Genomic DNA, 17,403 nt, shown 5'->3' on the forward strand with positions numbered 1-17,403 from the left:
CAGGCGGTCAAAGCACTAGGCGGCAGTGGGCGGCTTTCGGAGCAAGCCGAATACTTTGCGCAAGACCCGCCTTGGCACATAGCGCAGCGAGGCAGCGTGGCGTGCCTCGTTCAATTGATGCGCCAGTTGAGTGCACTCCTCTTGCAAGGCCTGTACCTGCGCATTCGCCTCAACGACGTTGGCTGCATCGCGCGTGGCTTCTCGCCGCACTTGCACGACCTCCCGTTCTGCGCGTGCGAGCTTTTCCTGTTCCGACCAAACGAGAGCGCGCATCTCAATCAACGCCGGCACATCAAAGGAAACCTCGTCGGTACCGACGCCCACCAGCGAGGCGGCAAACCTGACCGCGTCCGAGACATTCTGAATATCGAAAGCCGCAGCATCGAGGCTCAACGTAGAGCCATCAAAACCGAAACGAGGAGGGCGGAAAGTATGCAAAGGCGCAGGCGGAAAGCTGGGGGCTTCATGATCGAACCACTCCAGCAGTTCCGGACTGTCCGCAATCGATGCGCGAATGACCTGACGCACACGTTCCCGATCCTCGGGGTCTGTATCCGGGATCGCTCCAAGACAGCGCTCGGTGAACAGCTTGCGGTCGAACACCAAGGCGTCATCGTGTGGAAAGAGCGCCTCCTTGGCGTGCAGAAACGAATCTGCGATGTGCACAGGCCCCAGGATCATCTTGTCGGGAACCCGCGGATGATGAACATAGCCAAACGCCTCGTTCAACGTCGAAAAGTCGCTGGCCACGGCCGTCTTCTTTTCATTCATCAGCGTCGCCACGCCATTGCTCGCATGAGACAGCCCGGCGAGATTCATCGGCACGCTGACCGACAGGTATGTTCCCGCGAGATAGCCAAAGCCAAAGGCCGAATAGATGTCCGGGTAGATGTTCAGAAAGACGCGTCCGACCGCCGCGCGGTGCTGCTCGATCAGGTCCCGGTGAATTGCCGAACTGTAGATCATCGGCAGCGAGTCGGTCCCTGCCTCGAACCGCATGACCTTGCCGATCTGCGCTCGTCCATCGATTTCTGTGACGGCACGAAAAAAGGGAACGATGAGCAGATTTGCCTCGCCCTCGACACCGATCGTCGGCCACGTATAAATGCCGCGTTGCCATCGGATGGCTTTCGCGCCGGTGCGCGATGCGAGACGGTCCAGCTCGCGCAATGCGTAAGGCATGAGGCCATCGTCATCACCCAGCACCGTGACATATTCGCCCTGCGCTTCGTTCAGGCCGCGCTCCCAGTTGGCACTCATCGCAAGAGGCCGATCGGAAGGAACATGCCGGATTCTGGGCGAATTCGCGGCCTTGACGATTGCGGCCACCTCTGCCGCCGCAACAGGATCGCTGTTGTCGCAGACGATGATTTCGTAGTCCTCGAAATCCTGTTCGAGACAAGTCGCCAATGCATGGCGCAAGGTTTCGGGGCGATTGCGCGTTGGAACGACGACACTGAATCGTGGCCGCACCGTGCTGCTTGCCGAGTGCGCTCCCGAGGGGATCTGCGCTTCGCTCAAGAACGCACCTCGTCGTTCAGCAGGTGCTCGAGGTACTTGCCGTAACCGCTCTTTTCCAGCGGCGCGGCGAGCTTGGACAACTGCTCGGTCGTGATGAACCCATTGCGCCACGCGATTTCTTCAGGACAAGCGATCTTCAGCCCCTGCCGATGCTCCAGCGTGGCGATGAACTGCCCGGCTTCCAGCAGGCTGTCGTGCGTGCCGGTATCGAGCCACGCATAGCCGCGCTGCATGATCTGCACGTTCAGCTGGTCCAGATCGAGGTACGCCTGGTTGACCGCGGTGATTTCCAGTTCGCCGCGCGCGCTGGGCTTCACGGCTTTGGCGATGTCCACGACCTGGTTGTCGTAGAAGTAGAGGCCCGTGACCGCGTAGCTGCTCTTCGGCTTGAGCGGCTTCTCTTCGATGCTGCTCGCCCTGCCCTTGGCATCGAAGGCCACCACGCCGTAGCGCTCGGGGTCGTGCACGTGGTACGCGAACACGGTGGCGCCCGAGGTCTTGGCGTCCGCATCGGCCAGCAGGTGGGCGAAGTCGTGGCCATAGAAGATGTTGTCCCCCAACACCAACGCACTCGGATCGTTCCCCACGAACTTGTCCCCGATGATGAACGCCTGCGCCAACCCATCCGGACTCGGCTGCACCGCGTACTGCAGGTTGATGCCCCACTGGCTGCCGTCACCCAGCAGTTGCTGGAAGCGCGGCGTGTCCTGCGGCGTGCTGATGATCAGGATGTCGCGCATGCCGCCCAGCATCAGCGTGCTCAGCGGGTAGTAGATCATCGGCTTGTCGTACACCGGCAGCAGCTGCTTGCTGAGCGCCAGCGTCGCGGGGTGCAGACGGGTGCCCGAGCCACCGGCGAGGATGATGCCTTTGCGTTGCGTCGTTTGGGTCATGGGTGTTCGTGTCTCTCGTCTTGCTCTGCGGGTGCCAGAAGGTTTCTCAGAAGGTTTCGCGCAACATGCGGGCGACGCCGGACTGCCACTCGGGCAGCACGAGGCCGAAGGTCGATTGCAGTTTCGTGGTGTCCAGGCGCGAGTTGTGCGGACGCGTGGCCGGCGTCGGGAACGCGGTGGTGGGCACGGGCTCGACCGCTTCCGGGCCGGCCTTGAGCTCGACGCCCGCCGCCTTCGCCTGCTCGATCACGAAACGCGCATAGCCGTGCCACGTGGTCACACCGCCGGCCACCGCGTGGTAGAGCCCGGCCTTGGACGGGTCCTGCAGCGTCGCGCGAATGGCGTGCGCGGTGATGTCGGCCAGCAGCTCGGCGCCGGTGGGTGCGCCGAACTGGTCGTCGATGACGATCAGCTTGTCGCGCTCCTTGGCGATGCGCAGCATGGTCTTGGCGAAGTTGCCGCCGCGCGCGGCATAGACCCAGCTGGTGCGAAAGATCAGGTGCTTCGCGCAGTGCCGGGCCACCAGCTGCTCGCCCTCGAGCTTGGTGCTGCCGTAGACACTGAGCGGGCCGGTCGCATCGTCTTCTTTCCACGGCTTGCTGCCGCTGCCGTCGAAGACATAGTCGGTCGAGTAATGGACCATCAGCGCGCCGATCTGCTGCGCCGCTTCGGCCACCACGCCGGGCGAGGTGGCGTTGAGCTTGCGCGCGAACTCGGGCTCGCTCTCGGCCTTGTCGACCGCGGTGTGCGCGGCGGCATTGACGATGACGTCGGGCCGCACCTTCAGCACGGTCTCGGCCAGCTGCTCGGGGCGGCTGAAGTCGGCGTTGAAATCGGTGCTGTCGAAATCGAGCGCGACCAGTTCGCCCAGGGGCGCGAGGCTGCGCTGCAGTTCCCAGCCGACCTGTCCGCCCTTGCCCAGCAGCAGCAGCTTCATGCGGAGGCCTTTGCAGATCCGGCCGGTGCGGCGTCGTATTGCTTTTCCACCCATTCGCGGTACGCGCCGCTCTGCACATTGCGCACCCACTCGCCGTTCGCGAGATACCACTCGACCGTCTTGCGGATGCCGCTGTCGAAGGTCTCGGCGGGCTTCCAGCCGAGCTCGCGCTCGAGCTTGCGCGCGTCGATGGCGTAGCGCCGGTCGTGGCCGGGGCGGTCGGTCACGTAGGTGATCTGTTCCTTGTACGGCTTGCCGTCGGCCTTGGGGCTCATCTCGTCCAGCAGCGCGCAGACGGTGTTGACGATCTCGATGTTGGGCTTCTCGTTCCAGCCGCCCACGTTGTAGGTCTCGCCGAGCTTGCCGGCTTCCAGCACGCGGCGGATGGCGCTGCAGTGGTCCTTCACGTAGAGCCAGTCGCGCACCTGCATGCCGTCGCCGTACACGGGCAGCGGCTTGCCTGCCAGGGCGTTGACGATCATGAGCGGGATGAGCTTCTCGGGGAAATGGAACGGCCCGTAGTTGTTCGAGCAGTTGGTGGTGACCACCGGCAGGCCGTAGGTGTGGTGCCAGGCGCGCACGAGGTGGTCGCTGGCCGCCTTGCTGGCCGAGTACGGGCTGTTGGGCTCGTACTTGTTCTCCTCGGTGAAGGCCGGGTCGGTCTTGGAGAGCGAGCCGTAGACCTCGTCGGTCGATACGTGCAGGAAGCGGAAGGCCGCCTTCTGGTCGGCCGGCTGCGCGTTCCAGAAGCCGCGCACCGATTCGAGCAGGCGGAAGGTGCCCAGCACGTTGGTCTGCACGAAGTCTTCGGGGCCGTGGATCGAGCGGTCGACGTGCGATTCCGCGGCGAAGTTCACGACGGCGCGGGGCTTGTGCTCGGCCAGCAGGCGGTCGAGCAGCGCACTGTCGCCGATGTCGCCCTGCACGAAGATGTGCTTCGGGTTGTCCTTCTGCGACGCGAGCGTCTCCAGGTTGCCCGCGTAGGTCAGTTTGTCGAGGTTCACGACCGGTTCATCGCTCTGCGCGAGCCAGTCGAGTACGAAATTGGCGCCAATGAAGCCTGCGCCGCCGGTTACCAGGATCATGAGGTCCCCTGTTGTTGTCGAACGATCGCCCTCCGGCGAATGAACGGATGATTATCCCATCGGCCCAAGGGGCCTAAACCCGGGGTTGGCGCATCCGCGGTGCCCACCTACAATCGCCCCACTGCAGGAGAGCGGGCCACCCTGGTGGCCCTACCGAAGGCGCAAACTCCCATAAACGCTCAGGTCGGCCCAACGAAGTTCTTGGTAATTTCGGCAAGGGGTCAGTACTGCACCACATCAAACGCCGTCTGGAGAGCCATCGCACCCTGCAAAGGCGTCGCGATGCACCGAAGGAGCAAACCCGTTGCAAGGCGCAACAGAGGTGAATCTCTCAGGTACCGAGGACAGGGGGAGCGGCAACTTGGACGGCGGACGTCCGGTTGCTTGCTATTGAATCAATAGCACACCACGCCCGCCATTCAAGCGCTGCACCTCAAAGGTACTTGAAATGCGCGTGATCGTTCTTGGCGCCGGCCTGCTCGGCGTGACCTCGGCTTACTACCTCCAGCAACTCGGCCACGAAGTGACCGTGATCGACCGGCAGGCCACCCCGGCCGCCGAAACCAGCTTCGCCAACGGCGGGCAGATCTCGGTGAGCCACGCCGAACCCTGGGCCAACCCCAGCGCGCCGCTCAAGGTGCTGCAGTGGCTGGGCAAGGAAGACGCCCCGCTGCTCTTTCGCATCCGCGCCGACATGCGCCAATGGCTCTGGGGCCTGCAGTTCCTGCGCGAATGCACGCCGGCGCGCACCAGGCACAACATCGCGCAGATCGTGCGCCTGGGCACCTACAGCCGCGACACGCTGCAGCAATTGCGCCGCGACACGGGCCTCAGCTACGACCAGCGCACCCAGGGCATCCTGCATTTCTATACGACGCAAAAGGAGTTCGACGGCGCGCTCAAGCCGGCCGAGCAGATGCGTGCCCTCGGCTGCGAACGGCTGGTGATTTCGGCCGACGAGGCCGTGAAGATCGAGCCCGCCCTCGCCCACATCCGTCCCCAGCTGGCCGGCGCCACCTACACGGCCGAAGACGAATCGGGCGACGCCAACCGCTTCGCGCGCGAACTGGTCGGCCTTGCGGCCGCGGCCGGCGTGAAGTTCCTCATGAGCCACACGGTGACCGCGCTGCGCGAAGCCGGCGGCACCATCGACCACGTCGAGGCGACCGACAGCGAAGGGCGCTTCCAGCGCATCCGCGGCGACGCCTTCGTGCTGGCGATGGGCTCGCTCAGCCCGCTCTATGCCGCGCCGCTGGGCATCCGCCTGCCGATCTATCCGGCCAAGGGCTACTCGGTGACGCTGCCCGTGAAGGACGCCTCGAAGGCGCACCAGGTCTCGCTGACCGACGACGAGTACAAGCTCGTGTTCTCGCGCTACACGTCGGAATCGGGCGATCGCCTCCGCATCGCCGGCACGGCCGAGCTCAACGGCTACGACCGCGACCTGAACCGCGTGCGCTGCGAAGCCATCGTGCGGCGCGTCGAAGAACTGTTCCCCGGCGCCGGCGACACCGGGCAGGCCCAGTTCTGGACGGGCCTGCGCCCCGCGACGCCGAGCAACGTGCCGATGATCGGCAAGACGAAGCTGCCGAACCTGTACCTGAACACCGGCCACGGCACGCTCGGCTGGACCCACGCCTGCGGCTCGGGCAAGTCGATCGCGCGGATCGTGAGCGGGCTCGCGCCGGAGGTGGACTTTGCGTTCACCGGCATGCCGGCACCGCAACCGCGCGTGCTGCAACCGGCCTGATCGCGGCGGCCCGTCAATCCTTGCTGGTGAACACCGTCAACACGCCGGTGTAGCCATACAGGTGGTGCCGGGCGATCTCGCCCGCGGCGAAGAAGCCGACCAGCGGCACGTCGCCCAGCGCGTGGCGCACGATCTGCAACTCGGCGCCCGGTGCGCCGAAGTGCGGCCCGCCCCGCCCCGAGCAGCTCACGTACACCGCGCCCGCGATGCGGCGCGCGGGGTGCGGCGCGGCCTCGGCTTCGCCGGCCGCGACGGCGCGGGCGGTGGCCAGCGTCTGTTCTTCGGGTTCCAGCTCTTCGCGAATCTCCGCGCAGATGCGCATCAGGTCGGCGCGCGCAGCCTGCGCGTTGCGGCGGCAGAAGGTCAACCGCATGCCGGCCTCGGCCGTATCGGCGATCGCGATGCCGCGGCGCGTCGGGTCCAGGCCGATGATGTGGCGCACCAGCACGTCGGCGCCCAGATCACCGGTGCGGCGCACGCCGTCGCTGCCCGCATCGGCCAGGCCGACCAGCGTGTTGCGCACGGCGTCGATGGCCTCCTGCGGTCGTTCGAGCGAGACCTGCAGGTCGGCCAGCAGCACGTCCAGCGCGGGCTCACCGTCCAGCTTGAGCAGGAGGTTGCCGTCGGCTTCGGTGATCTCGCGCTCGCGCACGCCCGAGCGCAGCGGCTGGCAGCCCTGGGTGACGCGCGACACCAGCCGCACGCCCTCGCCGAACACCACGCCCGACAGGCCGCCGGAGAACACCCCACCCGCAGCGCCGTGGCCGCGGATGTTGCCGTTGCCGCCCACCGCGAACTGCAGCGCGCCGCCACGGCCCGACGAGAGTCCGCCGAAGAGGTAGCCGGTGTCGACGCGACCGGCCATCTCGCCGATCAGCTCGGTGAGGTCGGGCGTCGCGGGGTCCGCGTGGACGAGCGCGGTGTGCGCCTCGAACCCGCTCATCTCCGAATTGCTCAGGGGCGCCACGCCCGAGAACACGCGGTACTGGTCGCTCGGCAGCGCGCAGAGCATGAGGCTCATGCCGGGCTCGTCGAAGTACTCGGCGTTGTTGGCCGAGACGCCGATGCCGACCGTGCCCGACCAGTCGGTCACCTCGGGCAGCTCGGCGCTCAGGTGGTCCAGGATCTCCTGCGCCTCGGACGCATAGTGGTCGGTGATGTAGAGCAGCCCGAGCGTCGGCGAGGACGCGTAGTCGGGCAAAGCCATCTGCGCGCGCAACTGGGCCAGCACGAGGCCGGCCGCCATGCGCCATTGCGGATGGGTGGCATGGCCAGTGGGAAACAACTTCATGATGCGTGCCAACCCGTTCTCTTCAAAAAGGATATGTGTGTGACGTCAGCGGCGGCCGGTGGTTCGCTTGCGGGCGGCGGCCGAGGTCTTTTTCTTCGCGGCGGGCGTTGCCGCCTTTTTGGCCGCGGTTCTTGCCGCGGTTTTGGCCGCGGGCTTCTTGGCAGCAGCCGTCTTGCCCATCACCTTGCCGACCGCATCGGCCAGCGGCTGGGCCATGGCGGGGACCTTGAGCTGGGCCGCGTCCTGCAGCGCCGAGCTGGCGATCTGCTGGAACTGCTCGGTGAGCGACCCCCACCACTGCATCGGATCGACCACGCCGGCGCCGTCGGCGGCAGCCGCCTTGCTGCGCGGCTTTTTCTTCGGTGCCGGTGCTTCTTCTTCCTCGATCTCGGTCTCTTCTTCCTCGACCGGCTCGGGCTCGGGCGCGGACGCTGCGAAGGGCGCGGGCGCCGGGGCGACGGCGGCCGCCTGCTTGGTGAACGCGCTCGCCAGGTCTTCCATCCGCACGTTCATGCCGCGCAGGGTCGAGAGCGTCATCTTCTGCACCTCCAGCGCCTGGATCGTGGCCTTCAGCGCATGGCCGTTCTGCTCGAGCCAGTACTGCACGGTCTTGAGTTCCTGGATGCGCTTGTCGACCTCTTCCACGCTCAGCGTGGGTGCCACCCAGCTGGCCAGGCTCGGGATGCCCGGCACCGACGACGCGGCGCCGGTGCCTGCGGCGGCGCCCCCGGCCAGGTTCTTCAGGAAGTCGAATCCGGGGACGAACTGGCTGAAGTTGAAGGGTTGGCTGGCGTTGGTCATGCGGGAGGTCTCCAGGCTGGGTTTTCTTGTGCTGCCAGCTTACTCCAAGCCTCCGGCGTAAGGCCTCAAAGCTCGCTTCTGACCTTGCTGAAAACTTTCCAGAAAGTCGCGTCCTGCGAGGTCGCGAAATTGATCCGCATCATGGTGCTGGGCGGCCGGCGCGCGTGGAACAGCGAGCCCGGCGCGAGCAGGTAGCCCTGGTCGAGCATGCGCTGGGTGAGCGCGTCGGTGTCCACGCCCGTGTCGACCCAGCCGAACAGCCCCGCCGGCTCCGAGGCGAAGGTGCAGCCGTGCGACATCGCAAGCTTCACCGACCGCCCGCGCGCACCGTCGAGGCGAATGCGCACGCGCTCCGAATGCCGGCGCAGCTGGCCCTGGTCGATGCACCACGACAACGCCCGCTCGAACAGCGTGGGCGAGGTCAGCGTGGCCAGGAGCTTGGTCTCCAGCAGCCGCTCCTTCAGCGCGGGCGGCGCGGCCAGAAAGCCGATGCGCCAGTTGGGCGCGATGATCTTGGCGAAGCCGCTCACGTAGATGGTGCGCTGCAGCCCGTCGAGCGCGCTCAACCGCGTGGCGTGCTCGGGCGCGAGATGGCTGTAGGTGTCGTCCTCGACGATGTGGAAGTCGTGCTCGTTCGCCAGCTTGAGCACCCGGTGGGCGCTCCCGGGCGTGAGGCTGTAGCCGGTCGGGTTGTGCAGCACGCTCACGCTCACGAAGAGCTTGGGCTTGTGCAGGAGGCAGTACTGCGCCATCACCTCCAGGTCGGGCCCGTCGGCGCGGCGCGGCACCGGCAGGATGCGCATGCCCAGCGCCTCCAGCCGCGCGAACTCCAGCGCCCAGCCCGGCTCCTCGACCATCACCGGATCGCCCGCCCGCAACAGCGTGCGGCTCACGATGTCCAGCGCATGCGTGGCGCCGATGGTGGTGATGATCTGGTCGGGCGCGGCCGGCACGTTGATGCCCACCAGCTTCTGCGAAAGACTGCGGCGCAGGCTCATGTCGCCGGAGGGCTCGCCGTACTGGAGCGACAGCTCCTGCAGCACGGCTGTACTGGTCATGCGCCGCACGGCCGTCGGCATGAAGGTCGAGGACATCCAGTCCGGCGGAAACACGCCCATGCCGGGCTGCGGCTTGTCGCTCGGGCGATGGAACATGCTGCGGATCAGCGAGCTCGCGTCGGCCGGTACGCGCGAGGCCATCATCTGCACGGCCATGGCCGCCGGCATGTCGCTCACGCCGACGGCGTCGGGGGCCTTGCCCGAACGGCCGTCCTGGCTCTGCGCCGAATCGCGCACGTAGAAGCCGCGCTGGCGGCGGGCTTCGACGAGCCCCTGCGCGAGCAGCTGGTCATACGCGGCGACCACCGTGTACGGGCTCACGCCCTGCTGCCGCGCGCATTCGCGCACCGAGGGCAGGCGGGCGCCGGGCGGCAGCAGCCGGGTGCGGATGCGTTCGGCAAGGCGGTCGGCCAGTTGTGCGGTCAAGGACTGGGTGGAGGTTCGTGTCAGCATGCGGTGTCGAAGCTGTGTCGAAAGAATGACCAATACAGATGCCTTGTTTGTTCGATCATCTGTACTGGAACTGTAATGGTCACAAGTTTAGAGTCTGTGCCATGAACTGGCAAGAATTCACCGCGCTGCTGGTGTTGGCCACGGCGATGAGTTTTTCGCCCGGACCCAACACCACGCTTTCCACCGCCCTGGCGGCCAACGGCGGCCTGCCGCGCGCGATGCGTTTCGTGGTCGCGGTGCCGATCGGCTGGACGCTGCTGCTGGCGATCTGCGCGGCCGGCCTCGGTGCTCTCGTGGTGGCGGTGCCGCCGCTGCGCCTGGCGATCAAGGGGCTGGGCATCGCCTACCTGCTGTGGCTGGCGTACAAGCTCAGCGGCAGCGCCAAGCTCGGCAAGGCCGACAGCGCCAGCCTCTCGGTCGGCTTCGGGCAGGGCGTGATGCTGCAGTTCGTCAACATCAAGGCGTGGCTGCTCGCGCTCACGCTGGTGGCCGGGTGGATCGCCGGCCAGCCCGACGCGCTCTCGCGCTTCGCCATCGTCGCGCCGGTGATGCTGTTCTATGCCTTCGTCAGCAACTTCGCCTATGCGCTGGTCGGCGCGCTGCTGCGCGACTGGCTCGCCAGGGGCAAGCGCCTCCTGTGGTTCAACCGTGCGATGGGCCTGGTGCTGGTGCTCACGGCCTGGTGGATGCTGGGCGTATGAGCCGCCGGACCGCTCCCAGGGCGAATGCCGCAGCGCGCAGCGCGGAGGCGGCCCGATGACCAGGCGCCTCGACATCAAGGACGAAACGCTGGGCATGTGGCTCGGCGTCGTCGGCGTCGCCATGTTCGCCATCACGCTGCCGATGACGCGGCTGGCCACCGGCTCGCAAGACGCGCCGCAGCTCTCGCCATGGTTCGTGACGGTCGGGCGCGCCGCGCTGGCCGGCGTGCTGTCGGCCATCTTCCTACTGGTCACGCGCTCGCCGCGGCCGGCCGCGCACCAGTGGCGGCCGCTGGGCATCGCGGTGCTGGGCAACTGCATCGGCTTTCCGCTGCTGCTGGCCTATGCGCTGCGGGTGGTGACGGCCAGCCACGCGGCGGTGGTGACGGCGCTCTTGCCGCTGGTGACGGCCGCCGTCGCCGCATGGGTGCTGCACCAGCGCGCGCGGCTGGGCTTCTGGCTCTGCGCCATCGCAGGCAGCCTGCTGGTGGTGGTGTTCTCGGTGCTGCGCGCGAGCCAGAGCGGGCATGGCTTCGGCTTCGAATGGGCCGACCTGCTGCTGGTGGGCGCGGTCATCGCGGCCTCTTTCGGCTACATCTACGGCGCGCAGGTCACGCCCTCGCTGGGCGCCGAGCGGGTGATCTGCTGGGTCTGCGTGATGGCCCTGCCCTTCACGCTGCCGGCCACGCTGGCGCTCTGGCCGACGCAGCCCATCGCCACGGCGTCGTGGCTGGGCTTCGTCTACGTGGGCATGTTCTCGATGTGGATCGGCTTCTTCGCCTGGTACCGCGGTCTCGCCCTGGGCGGCGCGCTGCGGGTGAGCCAGACGCAGCTGCTGCAGCCCTTTCTCTCGATCCTCGCGTCGATCCCGATCCTGGGCGAGCCGCTGGACGTGGTGACGCTGGGCTTCGCGATCGCGGTGGTGGCCACGGTGGTGATCGGCAAGAGGCTGTCGCAGCCGCAGGCCGCACCGGTCGCGGCGCCGCTCCCCGCGGGCAATGGCGTCGCGGCCAGAAGAAGCCGATGACCGCCCCCCCATCACGCCGGCTGCAACAAAATCCCTGTTGCATCCCTTGGCGACCTGCCATCGAATCTCACCTCACCCGCCTGAAAGAAGAAACGCCATGAACTGGAAACTCGCCGCCCGCGCCGCCAAGATGAACCCGTCGGTGCTGCGTGAAATCCTCAAGGTCACCGAACGCCCCGGCATCATCAGCCTGGCCGGCGGCCTGCCCTCGCCCAAGACCTTCCCGATCCAGGCTTTCGCCGACGCCTGCGCCGAGGTGCTGCACAACGACGGCCAGGCCGCGCTGCAGTACGCCGCGAGCGAGGGCTACGCGCCGCTGCGCCAGGCCGTGGCCGACATGCTGCCGTGGAACGTCGATCCCGCGCAGGTGCTCATCACCACCGGCTCGCAGCAGGGCCTGGACCTCGTGGCCAAGGTGCTGATCGATCCGGGCAGCAAGGTGCTGGTGGAAACGCCCACGTACCTCGGCGCGCTGCAGGCCTTCGGCCCGATGGAGCCGAACCCGATGAGCGTGGCGAGCGATGAAGACGGCGTGATCGTCCAAGACCTCGTGGCCAAGGCGAAGGACGCGCGCTTCGTCTACCTCTTGCCCAACTTCCAGAACCCGACGGGCCGCACCATGACCGAAGAGCGCCGCGCCGCCGTCTCGGCCGCTGCCGCCGAGGCGGGCCTCCCGATCATCGAAGACAACCCGTATGGCGAACTCTGGTTCGACGAAGCCCCCCCGCTGCCGCTGACCGCGCGCAACCCCGAGGGCTGCATCTACCTGGGTTCGTTCTCCAAGGTGCTGGCGCCGGGCCTGCGCCTGGGCTTCCTGGTGGCGCCGAAGGCCATCTACCCGAAGCTCCTGCAGGCCAAGCAGGCCGTCGATCTGCACACGCCGATCTTCACGCAGCGCATGGTGTCGGCAGTGATGAAGGACGGCTTTCTCGACCGCCACGTGCCCACGATCCGCGCCCTCTACAAGTGCCAGCGCGACGCGATGATCGCCGCGCTCACGCGCGAGATGGCCGGCCTGGACGTGAAGTTCAACGCACCCAAGGGCGGCATGTTCCTGTGGGCGCGCCTGCCCGAGGGCATCGACACCGTGAAGCTGCTGCCCAAGGCCGTCGAGCGCAACGTGGCCTTCGTGCCCGGCGCGCCGTTCTATGCGGGGCTGGGCGATCCGCGCACGCTGCGCCTGTCGTTCGTGACGGCCAGCGTCGAGGAAATCGATACCGCCATCGCAGCGCTCGCGGTGACGCTGCGCGAAGAGCTGGCGCTGCTCGGCGAGCACCAGCTCGCGCCTGCACCGGTGTGAAGGAGCGGGGACGATGATCGGCATCGCGACGCTCTCGCTCTTCCTGCTCGCCGTGCTGGCGCTGTTCCTCTCGCCCGGGCCGAACATGGCCTTCGTGCTCTCGCACGGCGTGGCGCACGGCCCGCGCGGCGGGTTCGCGGCGGCGATCGGTATCTCGGCGGCCGACCTGGTGCACACGCTCTTCGCGGCGACCGGCGTCACCGCGCTGGTGGCCGCATGGCCGCCGTCGTTCGACGTGCTGCGCTATGCGGGCGCGCTGTACCTGGTGTGGCTCGCGGTGCAGGCGTTGCGCAGTGGCGGCCTGCGCACGGATGCGCAAGCCCAGCCCGCGGGGTTCGGGCGCATCGTGCGCATGGCGCTCCTGAACAACCTCGTCAATCCGAAGGCGCTGCTGTTCTTCATGGTGTTCCTGCCGCAGTTCGTCGATCCGTCGCGCGGCAGCGTGGCGCTGCAACTGGTGCAGCTGGGCGTGGTGCTGTCGGTGGCCGCGCTCGCCTTCAACACGCTGCTGGGCGCCTGCAGCGGACAGGTCGGGCGCTGGCTGCAACGCCGGCCCGGCGCCGAAAAATTCCAACGGACGCTGCTCGCGCTGGTGATGGTCGGCCTGGCCATCCGCCTGCTGATGCTCGACCGGCCCACCGCCTCCGTGGCCGCACTTCCCACACAAGGACACTGAACACCATGCTCAACATCTGGGGCCGCATCAGCTCGATCAACGTCCGCAAGGTGGTGTGGTGCGCGCAGGAGCTCGGGCTCGATTTCCAGCGCACCGAGGCCGGCGGCAAGTTCGGCATGGTGCAGACGGCCGAATACCTCGCGCTCAATCCGAATGCGATGGTGCCCACCATCGACGACGGCGAAGGCGCCGAGCGCGTGACGCTCTGGGAATCGAACGTGATCGTGCGCTACCTCTGCGCGAGGCATTCGCACGGCACGCTCTATCCGAGCGAGCTGCCCGCGCGCTTCGATGCCGAGCGCTGGATGGACTGGCAGCAGACCACGCTCAACCGCGCGAGCCGCGATGCATTCATCCAGTGGGTGCGCACGCCGCCCTCGGAACGCCAACCGGCATTGATCGAGGCCTCGGTGCGCCAGAGCGAAGCGCTGTTCGCGATGCTCGACGCGCACCTCGCCCAGCGCGCCTACATGGGAGGCGACCGCTTCACGATGGCCGACATCCCCCTCGGCTGCGAAGCGCACCGCTGGTTCGGGCTGCCGGGCGCCGAATACCGCCGGCCCGGCTGGCCGAACGTGGAGCGCTGGTACGCCGACCTTCTCTCCCGCCCGGGCACGCGCGGCGTGCTCGATCTATCCCTCGAATGAATCCGATGAAATCCCGCCCCTTCAAGCAAGTCGACGTCTTCACCGCCACGGCCTACCGCGGCAATCCGCTGGCCGTGGTCATCGACGGCACGGACCTGGACGACGCCGCGATGCAGCGCTTCGCGCAGTGGACCAACCTGTCCGAGACCACCTTCCTCCTGCCGCCGACCGAAGCGACAGCCGACTACCGCGTGCGCATCTTCACGCCCGGTGGCGAGCTGCCGTTTGCCGGGCACCCGACCATCGGCACCTGCCATGCGTGGCTCGAGGCCGGCGGCAAGCCCAAGGTGAGCGGGTTGGTGGTGCAGCAGTGCGGCGCCGGCCTCGTGCCGCTGCGCCGCGACGGCGACCGGCTGGCCTTTGCCGCGCCGCCGCTCAAGCGCAGCGCGCCGAGCCCCGCGCTGCTGGCCAAGGTGGCCGGTGCGCTGGGGTTGAAGGCGCAGCAGATCGTCGCGGCGCAGGTGCTGGACAACGGCCCGGTCTGGTTCGGCCTGCTGGTCGAGGATGCCGATGCCGTGCTGCAACTCACGCCCGACCACCGCATGCTCAAGGAGCTGGGCGTGAAGGCCGGCGTGGCGGGCGTGCCGGCGGCGGTCGACATCTCGCCGCTGATCGGCCGCTCGAACCGCGAGGCGCGCGCCTTCGGCAACCGCAAGGCCGCCGAGTACGACGACGGCGCGAAGATCGACCTCGAAGTGCGCGCTTTTGCCGAACCGATCGGCGTGCAGGAAGACCCGGTCACCGGCAGCCTGAACGCGAGCCTGGCCGAATGGCTGATCGCCGACGGCCACATGCCCGAGCGCTACCTTGCCGCGCAAGGCCAGTGCCTGGGCCGCGCGGGCCGCGTGTACATCGAGCGCGACGCCGAAGGAAAGATCTGGGTCGGCGGCGATGCCGTGACCTGCGTCGACGGCCACGTCACGCTCTGAACGAAGGCACAGGGCCATGCACGCCGAAGTCGACCACCTGGTGATCGCCGCCGCCTCGCTGGCCGAGGGCGTGGCGTGGTGCGAGGCGACGCTCGGCATCACGCCGGGGCCCGGCGGCGTGCATCCGCTCATGGGCACGCACAACCGGCTGCTGAACGTCGCGAGCGATGCGTTCCCGCGGGCCTACACGGAGATCATCGCGATCGAGCCCGGAAAGCACCCTTCGCGGCCCGGCACGCGCCGCTGGTTCGACCTGGACGACGCCGCGCTGCAGGCGGGCCTCGCGCAGCACGGCCCGCGGCTCATCCACTTCGTCGCGCGCGTGCCCGACGCCGCCACCGCAACGCGCGCGCTGGCCCGCGAGGAGCACGCGCACATCGAGCGCGGCCACCTGCTCGAGGCCTCCCGCGACACGCCGGCCGGGCGGCTCGAATGGCAGATCACGGTGCGCGACGACGGCCAGCGGCTCTTCTACGGCGCGCTGCCGACGCTGATCCAGTGGGGCGCGGTGCATCCGACCGATGCGATGCCCGCCTCGGGCCTGGCGCTGCGTTCGCTGCGCGCCGCGCACCCGCGCGCGCCGGCGCTCGCCGCAGCGCTCTCGGCCATCGGCATGGGCCAGCTGAAGGTGGACGCCGGCCCGCCCAACCTCGTTGCGGTGTTCGACACGCCGCGCGGCCCCGTCACCCTCGAATCCAAGGGACTCTGAGCATGCTGACCCTCACAGAAATCGCCTGGTTCGCCCTCGCCTCGCTGCTGCTGGCGCTCACGCCGGGGCCGAACATGATCTATTGCGTCTCGCGCACGCTGATCCAGGGCCGCCGCGCGGGAATGATCTCGCTGGGCGGCGTGCTGATGGCCTTTCTCGTGCACCTGTTCGCCGCGGCGCTCGGGCTCACCGCGCTGCTCTTGGCGGTGCCGCTCGCGTTCGATGCGATCCGCATCGCCGGCGCGGCCTACCTGCTGTGGCTCGCATGGCAGGCGGTGCGGCCCGGCGGCAATGCGCCCTTCGAGGCGCGCGCGCTGCCGGCCGATCCGCCGGGCAAGCTGTTTCGCATGGGCTTTCTCACGAACCTGCTGAACCCGAAGGTGGCGATGTTCTACCTGTCGTTCTTTCCGCAGTTCATCCACCCCGAGCGCGGCTCGGTGCTGCTGCAGAGCATGCAGCTGGGCATGGCGCAGATGGCGACGAGCGCGGCGGTCAACACGGTGATGATCTTCGGCGCCGCGAGCATCACGGCAGTGCTCTCGCAAAGCGCCGGCTGGCTGCGCGCGCAGCGCTACGTGATGGGCAGCGTGCTGGCCGCGCTGGCGGTGCGGGTCGCCCTGACGGAACGCAAATAGACAACCAAAGGACGCCCGTGAAATTCACCCGCGAAGAGATCGATGCCGCCCAGCGCACCGTGCATGCGGCAATGCCGCCGACCCCGCAATACACCTGGCCGCTGCTGTCGCAGCGCCTGGGCGCGACGCTCTGGGCCAAGCACGAGAACCACACGCCGGTCGGCGCCTTCAAGATCCGCGGCGGCCTCACCTACTTCGAGACCCTTGCGCGGGAGCACCCCGAGGTGCGCCATGTGATCAGCGCCACGCGCGGCAACCACGGCCAGTCGCTCGGCTTCGCGGCGCGGCGGCATGGCCTCGACGCGACCATCGTGGTGCCGCACGGCAACTCGCAGGAGAAGAACGCCGCGATGCGCGCGCTCGGCGTCACGCTGGTCGAGCACGGCGACGATTTCCAGGCGGCGTCGGAACACGCGGCCCTGCTGGCCGAGCGCGATGCGCTGCACCGGGTGCCCTCGTTCCATCGCGAACTGGTGCGCGGCGTATCGACCGCGTATGTCGAGTTCTTCAGCGCGTTCAAGGACGCGCCGCCCGACGTGCTGTTCGTGCCCATAGGCCTCGGCTCCGGCTTTGCCGGCGCGGCCGTGGCGCGCGCGCATTGCGGCGTGGCGACAAGGATCATCGGCGTGGTGTCGGCGCACGCCACGGCGTACCGCGACTCCTTTCGCGCGGGCAAGCCCGTCGAGTCGCCGGTCAGCACGCGGCTGGCCGACGGCATGGCCTGCCGCGTGCCGGTGCCCGAATCGGTCGAGGTGATCCTGCGCGAAGCCGACGACGTGATCACCGTCACCGACGACGAAGTGGCCGAGGCGATGCGCATCCTCTTTTCCGACACGCACAACGTGGCCGAAGGTGCGGGTGCCGCCGCATTGGCGGGCGCGCTTCAGCAGCAGGAACGCTGGCGCGGCAAGACGGTGGGCATCAGCGTGAGCGGCGGCAATGTCGATTCCGACATGTTCGCCGGGGTGCTTTCGCGCGCTTCTTCCTGAA

General features: G+C 68.0%; 17 protein-coding genes and 2 riboswitches. Of the genes, 10 read left to right on the forward strand and 7 right to left on the reverse strand.

Annotation, left to right across the window (positions count from 1 at the left end; genetic code table 11):
- Positions 1-15: 15 nt before the first annotated feature.
- From BM133_RS28965 to rfbB, 4 genes are read right to left on the reverse strand one after another with little or no spacing between them, the layout of a single operon-like run.
- On the reverse strand, positions 16-1,521 hold the full coding sequence (locus tag BM133_RS28965; protein ID WP_177224968.1) for a glycosyltransferase family 2 protein: 1,506 nt from the start codon (positions 1,519-1,521) through the stop codon (positions 16-18).
- A complete protein-coding gene (gene rfbA, locus BM133_RS28970) occupies positions 1,518-2,414 on the reverse strand; it encodes a glucose-1-phosphate thymidylyltransferase RfbA (RefSeq protein WP_093441809.1) in 897 nt (298 codons plus the stop codon). Before rfbA ends, BM133_RS28965 begins: the two co-directional genes overlap by 4 nt.
- Before the next feature lie 46 nt (positions 2,415-2,460).
- Positions 2,461-3,351, reverse strand: a complete 891-nt coding sequence (gene rfbD / locus BM133_RS28975) for a dTDP-4-dehydrorhamnose reductase (RefSeq protein WP_093441812.1) — start codon at positions 3,349-3,351, stop codon at positions 2,461-2,463.
- Positions 3,348-4,436, reverse strand: a complete 1,089-nt coding sequence (rfbB, locus tag BM133_RS28980) for a dTDP-glucose 4,6-dehydratase (RefSeq protein ID WP_093441814.1) — start codon at positions 4,434-4,436, stop codon at positions 3,348-3,350. The genes rfbD and rfbB overlap by 4 nt, the downstream gene beginning before the upstream one ends.
- Before the next feature lie 114 nt (positions 4,437-4,550).
- Positions 4,551-4,641, forward strand: a riboswitch (glycine riboswitch).
- 33 nt (positions 4,642-4,674) lie between these two features.
- A riboswitch (glycine riboswitch) is annotated at positions 4,675-4,794 on the forward strand.
- 90 nt (positions 4,795-4,884) lie between these two features.
- On the opposite strand from rfbB, the gene BM133_RS28985 reads away from it, so the two are divergent.
- Entirely contained in the window at positions 4,885-6,186 is a 1,302-nt protein-coding gene (locus tag BM133_RS28985; protein WP_093441817.1) for a D-amino acid dehydrogenase, read from the forward strand.
- 13 nt (positions 6,187-6,199) lie between these two features.
- On the opposite strand, the gene BM133_RS28990 is transcribed toward BM133_RS28985, so the two are convergent.
- The 3 genes from BM133_RS28990 to BM133_RS29000 form a co-directional block, all read right to left on the reverse strand.
- A complete protein-coding gene (locus BM133_RS28990; protein ID WP_093441819.1) occupies positions 6,200-7,477 on the reverse strand; it encodes an FIST signal transduction protein in 1,278 nt (425 codons plus the stop codon).
- A 45-nt stretch (positions 7,478-7,522) separates the two neighbouring features.
- Positions 7,523-8,278 (reverse strand): PhaM family polyhydroxyalkanoate granule multifunctional regulatory protein, encoded by a 756-nt coding sequence (locus BM133_RS28995; RefSeq protein WP_093441822.1) that lies wholly within the window; start codon positions 8,276-8,278, stop codon positions 7,523-7,525.
- A gap of 65 nt (positions 8,279-8,343) precedes the next feature.
- Positions 8,344-9,789, reverse strand: coding sequence for an aminotransferase-like domain-containing protein (locus BM133_RS29000; protein WP_093441824.1), 1,446 nt, complete (start codon positions 9,787-9,789; stop codon positions 8,344-8,346).
- Positions 9,790-9,890: 101 nt separating this feature from the next.
- On the opposite strand from BM133_RS29000, the gene BM133_RS29005 reads away from it, so the two are divergent.
- The 9 genes from BM133_RS29005 to BM133_RS29045 all read left to right on the forward strand — a co-directional run bounded on the left by BM133_RS29005 (position 9,891) and on the right by BM133_RS29045 (position 17,402).
- A complete protein-coding gene (locus tag BM133_RS29005; protein ID WP_093441826.1) occupies positions 9,891-10,490 on the forward strand; it encodes a LysE family translocator in 600 nt (199 codons plus the stop codon).
- Positions 10,491-10,545: 55 nt separating this feature from the next.
- Positions 10,546-11,517, forward strand: a complete 972-nt coding sequence (locus tag BM133_RS29010; RefSeq protein ID WP_093441828.1) for a DMT family transporter — start codon at positions 10,546-10,548, stop codon at positions 11,515-11,517.
- Positions 11,518-11,614: 97 nt separating this feature from the next.
- Complete coding sequence (locus BM133_RS29015; RefSeq protein ID WP_093441831.1) at positions 11,615-12,817, forward strand: aminotransferase-like domain-containing protein; 1,203 nt, start codon at positions 11,615-11,617, stop codon at positions 12,815-12,817.
- Positions 12,818-12,830: 13 nt separating this feature from the next.
- Entirely contained in the window at positions 12,831-13,493 is a 663-nt protein-coding gene (locus BM133_RS29020; protein ID WP_093441833.1) for a LysE family translocator, read from the forward strand.
- A gap of 5 nt (positions 13,494-13,498) precedes the next feature.
- Positions 13,499-14,140: a glutathione S-transferase family protein gene (locus BM133_RS29025; protein ID WP_093441836.1), complete on the forward strand. Its 642-nt coding sequence runs from the start codon at positions 13,499-13,501 to the stop codon at positions 14,138-14,140.
- A gap of 5 nt (positions 14,141-14,145) precedes the next feature.
- Positions 14,146-15,069: a PhzF family phenazine biosynthesis protein gene (locus BM133_RS29030; RefSeq protein ID WP_177224969.1), complete on the forward strand. Its 924-nt coding sequence runs from the start codon at positions 14,146-14,148 to the stop codon at positions 15,067-15,069.
- A gap of 16 nt (positions 15,070-15,085) precedes the next feature.
- Positions 15,086-15,778: a VOC family protein gene (locus tag BM133_RS29035; RefSeq protein ID WP_093441841.1), complete on the forward strand. Its 693-nt coding sequence runs from the start codon at positions 15,086-15,088 to the stop codon at positions 15,776-15,778.
- Between the two features lie 2 nt (positions 15,779-15,780).
- Positions 15,781-16,413 carry a LysE family translocator gene (locus BM133_RS29040; protein WP_093441843.1) on the forward strand — a complete coding sequence of 211 codons (633 nt, stop codon included), beginning with the start codon at positions 15,781-15,783 and terminating at the stop codon, positions 16,411-16,413.
- Positions 16,414-16,430: 17 nt separating this feature from the next.
- Positions 16,431-17,402, forward strand: a complete 972-nt coding sequence (locus BM133_RS29045; protein ID WP_093441846.1) for a threonine dehydratase — start codon at positions 16,431-16,433, stop codon at positions 17,400-17,402.
- Position 17,403: the final 1 nt, after the last annotated feature.

The sequence above is a fragment of the Variovorax sp. 770b2 genome (assembly GCF_900115685.1).
Lineage (GTDB): Bacteria > Pseudomonadota > Gammaproteobacteria > Burkholderiales > Burkholderiaceae_C > Variovorax.

Excerpts from the sequence above, each read along its gene's own strand:
- BM133_RS28990 (WP_093441819.1), bottom strand. The coding sequence starts at position 7,477 with ATGAAGTTGTTTCCCACTGGCCATGCCACCCATCCGCAATGGCGCATG.
- BM133_RS29040 (WP_093441843.1), top strand. The coding sequence starts at position 15,781 with ATGCTGACCCTCACAGAAATCGCCTGGTTCGCCCTCGCCTCGCTGCTG.
- BM133_RS28985 (WP_093441817.1), top strand. The coding sequence starts at position 4,885 with ATGCGCGTGATCGTTCTTGGCGCCGGCCTGCTCGGCGTGACCTCGGCT.
- BM133_RS29000 (WP_093441824.1), bottom strand. The coding sequence starts at position 9,789 with ATGCTGACACGAACCTCCACCCAGTCCTTGACCGCACAACTGGCCGAC.
- BM133_RS29020 (WP_093441833.1), top strand. The coding sequence starts at position 12,831 with ATGATCGGCATCGCGACGCTCTCGCTCTTCCTGCTCGCCGTGCTGGCG.
- BM133_RS29015 (WP_093441831.1), top strand. The coding sequence starts at position 11,615 with ATGAACTGGAAACTCGCCGCCCGCGCCGCCAAGATGAACCCGTCGGTG.
- rfbA (WP_093441809.1), bottom strand. The coding sequence starts at position 2,414 with ATGACCCAAACGACGCAACGCAAAGGCATCATCCTCGCCGGTGGCTCG.
- rfbD (WP_093441812.1), bottom strand. The coding sequence starts at position 3,351 with ATGAAGCTGCTGCTGCTGGGCAAGGGCGGACAGGTCGGCTGGGAACTG.
- rfbB (WP_093441814.1), bottom strand. The coding sequence starts at position 4,436 with ATGATCCTGGTAACCGGCGGCGCAGGCTTCATTGGCGCCAATTTCGTA.
- BM133_RS29010 (WP_093441828.1), top strand. The coding sequence starts at position 10,546 with ATGACCAGGCGCCTCGACATCAAGGACGAAACGCTGGGCATGTGGCTC.
- BM133_RS28995 (WP_093441822.1), bottom strand. The coding sequence starts at position 8,278 with ATGACCAACGCCAGCCAACCCTTCAACTTCAGCCAGTTCGTCCCCGGA.
- BM133_RS29005 (WP_093441826.1), top strand. The coding sequence starts at position 9,891 with ATGAACTGGCAAGAATTCACCGCGCTGCTGGTGTTGGCCACGGCGATG.
- BM133_RS29030 (WP_177224969.1), top strand. The coding sequence starts at position 14,146 with ATGAAATCCCGCCCCTTCAAGCAAGTCGACGTCTTCACCGCCACGGCC.
- BM133_RS29035 (WP_093441841.1), top strand. The coding sequence starts at position 15,086 with ATGCACGCCGAAGTCGACCACCTGGTGATCGCCGCCGCCTCGCTGGCC.
- BM133_RS29025 (WP_093441836.1), top strand. The coding sequence starts at position 13,499 with ATGCTCAACATCTGGGGCCGCATCAGCTCGATCAACGTCCGCAAGGTG.